We start from the raw sequence: 10666 nt of genomic DNA, 5'->3' as shown, positions 1-10666 counted from the left end.
TCGTTGCCGGAATGGCTGGCATGGCCGCCGCCCCACAGCAGCAGGTCATGGCGCGTGGAATCCCAGGCGAACGAGCTCCAGGCGGTGACCACCGCGCCGGGCTGGTAGTGGAACGAGCCCGAGGGGGGAATCAGCGAGGGATCGGTGACGAAGACCGACGAGAAGGTGGTGGTGTTGGCCTGCACCCAGCCGCCGACCGGCGTGCTGTCCAGCAGCGACACCAGGTAGGACGGCACGGCGGCGCTCGCGATGTTGCAGCAGGCCGCCAGAGCGGCCAAGCTCAGCCACGACCGGCACGCACGAAGACGCCGTGCGCGGCCAGATCCCGTTGCCAAATGTGTGCGGCTCATGCCGTATCCCCCTTGTCGCTCAAGTCGATGCCGATTGTGCACCGCGGGGGGCGGCTCGGTCGACCCGTTGTTGAGGGCCTCCCATGATGAGAATCAGGGACAACCCTGAACGCGGTGCGCGGCGCGGTGGAGCGCGCGGCTTCAGGGCTGGCGATCGAGCACCACCGAGCCCGAGGCCGGATCGGTCGGGCCGGGCCCGCCGCCTTGGCTGGCGCCGCGGACGCGCACCGGCATCGCCATCATTCGATGCGGCCGGACTGCACCAAGGCCCGCGCCGTCTCGTCGAATCCGGCCCGGCCATGGAGGTAGCGCTGCACGGCATGGGCGATGGCATCGCGCCGGCCTCGCGGAGCCGCCTGTTCGAAGCTCATCGATGGCACCAGCAGGTCAGGGTTCAGCGCCGACAGATGCAGCAGCCGCCAGCCTTCGCCATCCAGCGGCGGACCGATGGCATCGCGCACCGTCGGCAGGGCGCCCTTGGCCCGGCCGAAGCGGCCCTGCACCTCCGCGTCGAGCAAGGCCCGCGCCACGACGGCCAAGGCCTCGCGATCAAGCGGCTGGTGCGCCGCGACGATGGGCGTCAGGTAGTCCACGTTGTAGAGGTAGCGCCCCTCGGTCCCCGGCATCGTCCATTTGGCGACCGACGGGATGCCGCGGTTCGCGTCGGCGAACTCGTTGCGCAGCCAGTCGCCCATCACCACGGTGGCGCAACGGCCCGACTGCAGGTCGCGCGCCAGCGCATGCCACGACGGCGCCACGCAGTCGTCGGCAACGAACTGCCGCAACTTGCCCAGCACGACCAGGGCGTTGCGCATGCAGGGCGCCGCCAGCGCCTCGGCAACGCCCATCGCGAAGGCCTGCCGGTGAACATCGGCGCCGCACAGCCCGAGCACCAGCGCCTCGAACAGCAGGCAGGCGGCCCAGGGTTCGCGGCTGACACCGAGCGGGTACCGGACATGCGCCCGCGCCCGCTCGAGCCAGTCGACCCACTCGGCCACGTCCGCGGGCTGTGCGCCGAGCCGATTCGCCGTCGGCGCATGAACCCAGACGCAATTGCTGCGGAAGGCGCCGATCGGCACGCCGAACAGCGACAGCTGCGACGGTGCGATGACGGCCAGGAACGGCGGAAAGACGCGGGCCTCGATGTCCTCCGGCCGCAGGTAGCAGCCCAGGTCGATCGGCCGCGGCCCGGCGCCGCGCACGCCGGCCCAGACGCCCTGCGCCGACATCTTGACCATCGCGACGTTCGCCGACCGCGGCGTGGCCGCCCATTCGAGGCCGGCCCGTCCCAGCGCGTCGCGCAGCACGCGCACGCCCGCCCGCTCCGACGCCGAGCGCCAGTGGTGCTGGAGGTGCACGCTGCCCATCGCTCGAGGCCTGGGGCCGTCTGCGCCTGGCGCAGCCCGGCCCCGGGGGGACGCTCAGAACCACCACTCCACCTGGGCGCCGTAGCTGGTGCCCGAAGTGCGATCGGCGAAGACCGCTTGGCCCGTGACGTTGCCGGCCGCCTTGTTCCACTTCGCGCTCGTCACGTACAGGCGGAATTCCGGGCGGCTCCAGAAGCTCTGGTCGATCGACAGCGTGGGCGCGATGGTCAGCTTGGTGAGGTTGGCGGTCGCGCCGCCCTTGGGCTTGTACTGCGAATAGCCCAGTTCGGTCACCATCTTGAAGTTCCGCGATAGCGCGTAAGAGACGCGGCCACCGATGCTGGCCGAATCGGTCTGCTGGCCGGCGCCGTTCTTCTCGCTGGCCAGCAACAGCAGCGCCTGGCCGCCCAGCGCGCCGCTCTGGCCGTTGAAGGACTCGACGAGGCGCCAGCTCTTGGCAGCGGAGCCTGCCGTCAGGTCGCCGAAGTTCGAGTTCAGGCCGGCCGAGCCCTGCGCGAACTGCAGCCACAGCGTGTTCGACAGGCCGGTGCCGAAGAGCTTGGCCTGGTCGTGCCGCAGCGACACGCCAAAGCCGCTCTTGCCGCCGGTGAAATCGCCCTTGGTCGCCGTCAGGAAGACATTCAGCTGCCCGTTGTCGTTCACCGGCAGGCCCACGTACTCGAGGTTCAGGCGGTTGCCGGGCCTGGCGGCGTCGGTGTCGGTGCGGTAGTAGGCCACGCCCAGCTTGCCGGCACCCACCGGCTGGCCCTTGAAGCCGGCGCCGACGCCGGCCATCTCGGTGAAGAAGGTGTCGACGATGTGCACGTCCGCGCGGCGTCCGCGCTCCTTGCCGATCCAGAACGTGGCCTGTGGCGCGATGTCGAAGCCCTTGGCCTCGGCGAACATCTGCTCGACATGCAGGTTCTGGTCGAAGCCCTTGCCGCCCGCCGGCTCCGTGGCCGGAGTCCAGTGGTTGACCATCAGCGTCGCGCGGTAGTCGATGCCATCCTTGGCGAAGCCCTGGCTCAGCACGAACTCGCCGTAGAAATCGCACTCATTGCCGAGCCGGTACTTCATGCCGCTGGAGCCGCCATTGAGCGCATAGCAGGCGCGCGAGGCGTTCTCCGATGTCAGGCCGGGCCCGGCGCGGAAGTAGCCGCTGTAGTCCAGCGCGAACGCGGGCGCGATCGCAGCGGCCAGACCGGCGCCGGCGGCGAGCCGACGAGCGAACGTGGCGGGGGTGATCTTCATGGAGTCTCCTGGGGTTGTGGGGCCGCAGCCCGATGCACCGGCCCTCGTGCCGGCAAGGTGATGGCACGAATTGGAACGTTCCAACTCGTGCGTGATGATGAACATGAGCGCGCTGTGCATGACGACCTGGACCGCGGGCCCGCTAGGGCTTCTTCTTGACGGCGGCCAGCAGCAGGCGATCCACCGCCTCGGCCACCGGCATCTCGTCGTGGTTCCAGAAATCGCTCACCACGTTGCGCAGCGCGGCCTGCGTGGCGGTCGGCAGGGCCATGTCGACGGCTGCCGACGGCAGCAGGCCTGCATGCCCGGCGGCCGCATCGAAGTCGGCGCGCGCGGCCTTGCCGCAGGCATCGAAGCCATCGAGCGGCACGTCGCTGCGCACCGGGATCGAGCCCTTGCGCCGGTTGAACTGGACCTGGAACTCGGGCCGCAGCAGCGCGTAGGCCAGGTAGCCCTGCGCGCGCTGGGCCTCCCAGTTCTTCAGCTGGAACATCGCGAAGGTGTCGACGACGTAGGCGAAGGCGCCGGCGCTGCCGGGCGCCGGCACGCACAGGAAATCGCGGCCCGGCTGCTGCCCGGCAGCCAGGAACTCGCCCTTGGCCCAGTCGCCCATGAACTGGAACGCCGCCTGGCCGCGGATCACCATCTCGGTGGCGGCGTTCCAGTCGCGGCCCGGCGAGCGCTCGTCGACATAGGCCTTCAGCTGCCGGAACGACTGCAGCACGCGCCGCATCGTGGCGCCGCCGAGCGCTGCGGCGTCGAGCCCGATGACCGCCTGGCGGTAGAACGCGGGCCCGCCCACGCCGAGCGCGACCGACTCGAACAGCACGAAGTCCTGCCACGGTTGGCCGCCGTGCGCCAGCGCCACGCGGCCCATGGCCTTGATGCGTTGGGCCGCCGCGATGAAGTCCTCGAAGCTCGCCGGCGGCTGCGTCACGCCGGCCTGGCGCAGCAGCTCGGCATTCGCCCACAGCCAGTTGACGCGGTGGATGTTCACCGGCACCGCCACATAGTGGCCCTTGTGCTTCACATGCGCCTGCAACTCGCGCGGCAGCACCGCGTCCCAGTGGTCGAACGACGCCATCGCGTCCAGGTTGGCGAGCACGCCCAGCGCCGCCCACTCGCCGATGGCCGGCCCCTTGATCGAAGCCGACGACGGCGGGTTGCCGGCCAGCACCCGTTGCTTCAGCGCGGCCATGGCGTTCTGCCCGCCCCCACCGACGACGGCGAAGTCCTTCCAGCCATGGCCGCGCTCGGCGATCAGGCGCTTGAGCAGTTCGAGCGACTTCGCCTCGCCGGGCGAGGTCCAGAAATGCAGCACCTCGACGTCGCCCGCAACGGCGGGCGCGCACGCGAGCGCGCCCGCCAGCCCCAGGGCCAGCAGCGGGCGAAGGATCCGCCATCGAGATTGGAACGTTCCAATCGACACGCGCGCTGGATGCGAAGTCGCCATCGATGCCCCTTCGCTCAGGCGCGCGTGGCGGCCAGGTCGGCCAGCACGGTCGCCGTCGCCGGTCCGGACCGGCGCTGCAGGAAGTGGTCGGCCAGCACCTGCAGCAGCGCGTGCGTGAGCTGCGCCGGGTGGCATTGCTCGAGGGCCAGCGACGGCAGCCATGGCTCGCTGCCAGCACCTGCCGCCGCATCGGCGCCCGCCGCGCCGAACGCGGGGCGGCACGACTTCAGTGCCCCATAACGCTGTTGATGAGCGTCCTGCGCCAGCACGGCGGCGGCGGCCCGTGCGGTCGGCGCGTCGCCCCGGGCCAGCGGCACGATGAAGTCGGCCACGGCGATGAAACCCGCCCCCGCCGGCCGTGCCTGCAGCGCCGGTCCCGGCAGCGCAGCGCTCCAGTCGCCCATCACCTGCAGGGCCGCCTCGCCGCGGGCCACGCGTGCGCGTTGTGCGTCCCACGGCAGGTGCAGGGCCGCGTCGTCGGCAAACTCACGCAGCGCGGTCAGCAGCTGCAGCGTCCGCACGAAGGCCGCGCTGCGCAAGGCAGCGGGCGACAGCGCCACCAGAGCGTGCCGATAGACCTCGGGGCCGGCCTGGGCCAGCAGCAAGGTCTCGAACAGCGCACCGATCTGCCAGGGCTCGCGGCCCACCGCCAGCGGCTTCGGCAGCCGCGGCCGCGCCCGGGCCAGCACCGCCAGCAGGTCCTCGGCATCGCGCAGCGGCTGCGGGCCCAGCGCGGCGGCGTCGCGCGGCGCCAGCCACACCACATTGCTGCGGTGCACGCCCATCGGCACGCCGTACCAGGCGCCGGCGTGGGACGCGAAGGCGCACAGCCAGCGCGGCAGGCGATCCGCCCAGGCGTCGGCCCGGGCCAGTGCGGACAGGTCCAGCAGCGCCGGCGCCTGCCGCACGGCGGTATCGGCCAGCACCGCGCCATGCATCTTCACGGCATCGGCCGACGCCTCATCGGCATCGACCAGGGCGATGCCGTGCGCGGCCAGGGCCTCTCGGCAGCCGGCCAGCGCCGCGCGGTCGACCGCACCCTGCCACCGGTGCTGCAGGCGCCATTGGCGAACGGCCGCACCGGCCGGTGCCGTGACAGCGGGGATCGACACCGCCTCAGCCATCGATGCCACCCGCCACCTGCAGCCACTGCCGCATGCGGTGGCACGCCAGTGCGGGATCGCGCAGCACGCCGCAGGCATCGGCCAACTCGAACACCCGCGCAGCATGCAGCACCGAGCGCGCCGACTGCGCACCACCGGCCATCGAGAAATGCCGCTGGTGACCGTTCAGCCAGGCCAGCAGCACCACGCCGGTCTTGTAGTGCCGCGTCGGGCTGCGGAAGATCTCGCGCGAGAGCGCCACCGTCGGCGCCAGCAGGGCGCGGTAGCGCGCACGATCGTCCTGCGCCAGCGCGGCGAGCGCGGCCGAGGCGGCCGGCGCGATCGGGTCGAAGATGCCCAGCAGCGCATGCGAGAAGCCCTGCGCATCGCCTTCGATCAGCTCGGCATAGTTGAAGTCGTCGCCGGTGTACAGGCGCACGCCCTCGGGCAACCGCGCCCGCAGCGCGCGCTCGAGGCGCGCGTCGAGCAGCGAGATCTTGATGCCGTCGATGCGCGCCTGATAACGTTCGATCAGCTCGGCCACGGCATCGAGCGCGGCCTCCGGTTCGGCCCGGCCCCAGTAGCCGGCCAGCGCGGGATCGAACATCTCGCCCAGCCAGTGCAGGATCACCGGCCGGCCGGCCCGGCCGAGCAGGCGGCCGTACACCGTGGCGTAGTCGACCGGGTCGCGGGCGATCGCGGCGAGCGCCCGGCTGGCCATCAGGATCGCGCGGCCGCCCTCGGACTCCACGACATCCAGCTGCTCCTGGTAGGCGCGCTCGACGTCGTCGAGCGAACGCACCGCGGCGGGCGCCAGCTGGTCGGTGCCGACGCCGCAGGCCAGCTCGGCGCCGGTGGCCGCCGCATGCCGCAGCGAGCGGCGGATCAGCTCGCGCGCGCTCGGCCAGCCCAGGCCCATGCCGCGCTGCGCGGTGTCCATCGCCTCGGCAATGCGGAAGCCCAGGCCGTGCAGGTGGTCGCGGAAGGCGAGCGTGGCGTCCCAGTCGATCGCCGGCTCGGCATCCCACGGATCGGTGCTGGCCAGCGGGTCGATCACCACATGCGCCGCGGCATAGGCGATGCGGTTGAAGCGCGGTGGCGTGGCCGGTGCCGCCACCGGCGCGGCCTTCATCGTGTACGGGGCCAGGCGGCCGTCGGCCTGGGGCAGCAGGATCTTCATGCGTCGATGCTCTCGCGGGCAGGCTGGGCGGGGACGGCAGCGGTCTTGCCGAGGATCAGGTCGGCGGCCTTCTCGGCCACCATGATGGTCGGCGCGTTGGTGTTGCACGAGGGCACGCGCGGCATCACCGAGGCGTCGGCAATGCGCAGGCCCTCGAGCCCGCGCACCGCCAGCGCGGGGGTGACGACGGCCAGCGCATCGTCGGCCGCGCCGATGCGGCAGGTGCCCACCGGGTGGTGGTCGGTCTTGGCATGGGCGCAGGCATAACGGAACAGGTCCTCGTCCGTCGTGAGGTCCGGCCCCGGCAGCAGCTCGGCCTGCACGTAGGGCCGCAGCGCCGGCTGGCGCAGCAGCTCGCGCGCCAGCCGCAGCCCCTGGATCGCCTGCACGCGGTCTTCCGGCGCGGCCCAGTAGTTGGGGTCGATCAGCGGCGCGGCCGCGGGGTCGTTGCTGGCCAGGCGCACGCTGCCACGCGAACGCGGGCGCAGGAAGGCCGTGTTCAGCGTGACACCGGCATGGCGCATGCGCGCGACCCCGGCCTCGATGCCCGAGCCCAAACCCAGGTGGAACTGGATGTCCGGCGCGGCCTGCGGACCTGGGTTGCCGCCATCGGCAAACCAGAAGCCGCCGGTCTCGAACAGGCTGGAAGCCACCGGCCCGCGCCGGAACAGCAGGTACTGCAGGCCGGCCCAGGCCGCATGGTGCGGCCGGTTGTACTTGTCGTAGCTGTGGTCGCCGGTGCATTCGGCGATCACGAACAGGTCCAGGTGGTCCTGCAGGTTGGCGCCGACGCCGGCCAGCTCGTGCTTCACCGGCACGCCCACCGCGCGCAGCGCATCCGCCGGCCCGATGCCCGAGAGCATCAGCAGCCGCGGCGTGCCGATGGCGCCCGAGCAGACGATGACCTCGCGCTGCGCCCGCACCTGCTGCAGGCCGCCCGAGGCGGTGGCGTACTCGACCCCCACCGCGCGGCGGTGCTCCAGCAGCACCCGCGTGGCCTGCGCCTGCAGCACCACCTCCAGGTTGGCGCGGTGCCGCGCCGGCCGCAGGTACGCGGTGGCGGTTGACGAGCGGCGCGCGGCGCGCTGGGTCAGCTGGTAGTAGCCGAGCCCAGGCTGGCGCTCGCCGTTGAAGTCGGGATTGAACGGCATGCCCAGCGCCTGGCCGGCGCGGAAGAAGGCCTCGCAGATGGGCAGCGGGCTGATGGGGTTCGACACGCCCAGCGGCCCGCCGCTGCCGTGCCAGCGGTTGTCATAACGCTCGTTGTCCTCGGCCCGGCGGAAGTACGGCAGCACGTCCTCGTAGCCCCAGCCGACGGCCCCGTCCTGCTTGGCCCAGGTGTCGTAGTCGCTCGGATGGCCGCGGGTGTAGATCTGCGCATTGATCGACGAGCCGCCGCCGATCACCCGCGCCTGCGTGTAGCGCAGCACCCGGCCGCCCAGGTGCCGCTGCGGCACCGTGGACCAGCCCCAGGCGCCGATGCCCTTGGTCATCTTCGCGAAGCCGGCCGGCATGTGGAAGAACGGATGCCGGTCGCTGCCGCCCGCTTCGAGCAGCAGCACCTTCACCCCCGGTTCGGCACTGAGCCGGTGGGCCAGCACGCAGCCCGCCGAGCCGCCGCCCACGATGACGTAGTCGCAAGTCTTCATAGCCTGGGCACCGAGAGCGCCCCATCCACATGCACCACCGAGCCGGTGGCAAAGCCCAGATCACCGCCGGCCAGCGCGCCCACCGCGCGGGCCACGTCCTGCGGCTGGCCCCAGCGCCCGGCCGGCACCAGCCCCTGCGCGATGCGTTCGTCGTAGGCCGCGGCCACGCCCTCGGTCATCGGCGTGCGGATGATGCCCGGCCGCACCTCGAACACCGCGATGCCGGCGGCCGCCAGGCGCAGCGCAAACAGCCGCGTCAGCATGCCCAGCCCGGCCTTGGACAGGCAGTATTCGCCCCGCTCCACCGAGGCCAGTTCGGCGCTGACCGACGAGATGGTGACGATGCTGCGCGGCCCAGCGTCGGCGGTGCCCGCCGCGACCGGCTGCTGCAGCATGCGGCGCGCCACCGCCTGCGTCAGGAAGAAGGTGCCGCGCAGGTTGATGTCCAGCACCTGGTCGAAGGCCTGCGGCTGCACGTCGAGCAGGTCGCCGCGGCGGGCCGCCGGCACGCCGGCGTTGTTGACCAGGCAGGCGATCGTGCCACCCCATGCACCGGCCCACGCACTGACCTCGTCGAGCACCGCAGCGTGGCCGTCCACATCGGCCAGGTCGAAGGCGAACAGCCGGGCCTGCGCGCCCTGTGCCTGCACGCGCGCCAGCAGTGCCTCGGCCTCCAGGCCGAGCTGGCGGTCGAGCAGCGCGAGGTCGAAGCCGCGCCGCGCCAGTTCGTCGGCGATCGCCGCGCCGATGCCGCGGCCGGCGCCGGTGACCAGCGCCAGGGGACGCACCGCCGTCATGCCGCCATCTCCTCGCGCAGATGCGCACCAACGCGCAAGGCCTGCGCGGCCACGGTCAGGGCCGGGTTCACCGCGCCGGACGAGGGGAAGAAGCTCGCGTCCACCACGTGCAGGTTGTCCAGGTCCCAGGCCTTGCACCACGGGTCCAGCACCGACTGCGCCGGGTCGTCGCCGAAGCGCAGCGTGCCGCACTGGTGCGACGGGCTCTCGATGCCGAAGGCGCGTGCCAGCACCAGCGGATAGCCCAGCCGCCGCAGCAGCCGCCGCATGCGGGCGACGAACAGGCGATGGGTGCGCTGGTTGGTGCGGCGCCATTGCAGGTCGATGCCATCGGCGGCGTTCAGCTGCACCCGGCTGTCGGCATGCGGCAGGTCCTCGGACATCGCGTACCAGTCCACGCTGTGCTCGGCCAGCCAGCGGCGCGCGGCCTGCGGTACCCAGACCGGCATCACGCCGCGCAGCATCGGCTCGCGGATCTTGCCCAGCAGTTGCAGGTGCCCCAGCGGCAGGCCGCCGGGCGTGCCGTCGCCGAAGTAGAAGTCGTTCAGCGCCAGCGTCTTGGGCAGGCGCGTGTCGTTGCGCCGCCGCGGGTCGACGGCCATCAGCGCGGTGCAGTTGTGGCTCATGAAATAGCGGCCGACCGCGCCACTGCCGTTGGCCAGCCCCTGCGGATGCCGCGGGCCGGCCGAGCGCAGCAGCAGCGCCGCCGACTGCACCGCCCCGGCACTCAGCACGAAGCGATCCGCCTGCACCCGCTCGAGCCGGCCTTCGCGCAGCACCTCGGCCGCCACGACGCGCCGCCCGCTGTCGTCGACCAGCAGCCGCTGCACATGGCTGTTGGGCTGCAGCATCACGTTGGGCTGCTTCAGCGCCGGCTGCAGCAGGCGCGTGCGCGCATCGCCCTTGGCACCGATGAGGCAGGGAAAGCCGTCGCAGCTGCCGCAGCGTTCGCAGCGGCCGCCGTCGCCCAGGTCCACCGCGATCGGCATCGGGAACGGCTGCAGGTCCAGCGCGCGCAGGCGCTTCTCGAGCGCGGCAATCACCGGCTCGTGCGGCACCGGCGGGTGCGGATAGGGCGTCGAGCGCGGCGGCTCGCAGGGGTCGGTGCCGGCCTGGCCGCGCACGCCGAACAGCCGCTCGGCCAGCGCGTACCAGGGCTCCAGTTCGGCGTAGCGCACGGGCCAGGCCGGCGACAGGCCGTCCTCGTGCTCGGTGGCGTCGAAGTCGCGCTCACGCAGCCGGAACATCGCCGCGCCGTAGAAGCTGGTGTGGCCGCCCACGTAATGGAACTGCCCGGGCCGGAAGGGCCGCGCGCCGCTGGTCCAGGTCTCGTGGGCCTGGTAGCGGCGCTGGTGGAACACGGCCTCGGCGTCGCGGTTCTGCGGCTCGCGCGGCAGGTCGCCGCCGCGCTCGAGCACCAGCACGCGCGCGGCGCTGCCGGCCAGCTGGTGCGCCACGGCGCTGCCGCCAACGCCCGAGCCGATGATCACCAGGTCGAACTGCGGGTCGTCCACGG

General features: G+C 72.4%; 9 protein-coding genes. All 9 read right to left on the bottom strand.

All coding sequences use genetic code 11. The features are described 5' to 3' along the window. Positions 1-236: hypothetical protein (locus ACILR4_RS24210; protein ID WP_395703455.1), on the bottom strand; the 236-nt coding region annotated here is incomplete at its 3' end. A 353-nt stretch (positions 237-589) separates the two neighbouring features. Then, complete coding sequence (locus ACILR4_RS24205; protein WP_395703454.1) at positions 590-1717, bottom strand: hypothetical protein; 1128 nt, start codon at positions 1715-1717, stop codon at positions 590-592. A gap of 54 nt (positions 1718-1771) precedes the next feature. Next, entirely contained in the window at positions 1772-2968 is a 1197-nt protein-coding gene (locus ACILR4_RS24200) for a maltoporin (RefSeq protein ID WP_395703453.1), read from the bottom strand. 142 nt (positions 2969-3110) lie between these two features. Beyond that, positions 3111-4289 carry an ABC transporter substrate-binding protein gene (locus tag ACILR4_RS24195; protein ID WP_395703452.1) on the bottom strand — a complete coding sequence of 393 codons (1179 nt, stop codon included), beginning with the start codon at positions 4287-4289 and terminating at the stop codon, positions 3111-3113. 146 nt (positions 4290-4435) lie between these two features. Then, entirely contained in the window at positions 4436-5533 is a 1098-nt protein-coding gene (locus ACILR4_RS24190; RefSeq protein WP_395703451.1) for an extracellular solute-binding protein, read from the bottom strand. Between the two features lie 4 nt (positions 5534-5537). Next, positions 5538-6704, bottom strand: a complete 1167-nt coding sequence (locus ACILR4_RS24185) for a dihydrodipicolinate synthase family protein (protein ID WP_395703450.1) — start codon at positions 6702-6704, stop codon at positions 5538-5540. Next, entirely contained in the window at positions 6701-8353 is a 1653-nt protein-coding gene (locus ACILR4_RS24180) for a GMC family oxidoreductase (RefSeq protein WP_395703449.1), read from the bottom strand. Before ACILR4_RS24180 ends, ACILR4_RS24185 begins: the two co-directional genes overlap by 4 nt. Next, positions 8350-9150: a 3-ketoacyl-ACP reductase gene (locus ACILR4_RS24175; protein WP_395703448.1), complete on the bottom strand. Its 801-nt coding sequence runs from the start codon at positions 9148-9150 to the stop codon at positions 8350-8352. The genes ACILR4_RS24180 and ACILR4_RS24175 overlap by 4 nt, the downstream gene beginning before the upstream one ends. Beyond that, on the bottom strand, positions 9147-10664 hold the full coding sequence (locus ACILR4_RS24170) for a GMC oxidoreductase (RefSeq protein ID WP_395703457.1): 1518 nt from the start codon (positions 10662-10664) through the stop codon (positions 9147-9149). The genes ACILR4_RS24175 and ACILR4_RS24170 overlap by 4 nt, the downstream gene beginning before the upstream one ends. Positions 10665-10666 lie beyond the last annotated feature (2 nt).

Source organism: Aquabacterium sp., assembly GCF_044226965.1.
Classification (GTDB): Bacteria; Pseudomonadota; Gammaproteobacteria; order Burkholderiales; family Burkholderiaceae_C; genus Pseudaquabacterium.
The sequence above is the reverse complement of the archived record's forward strand: the minus strand, read 5'-3'. Positions and strand labels throughout refer to the sequence as shown.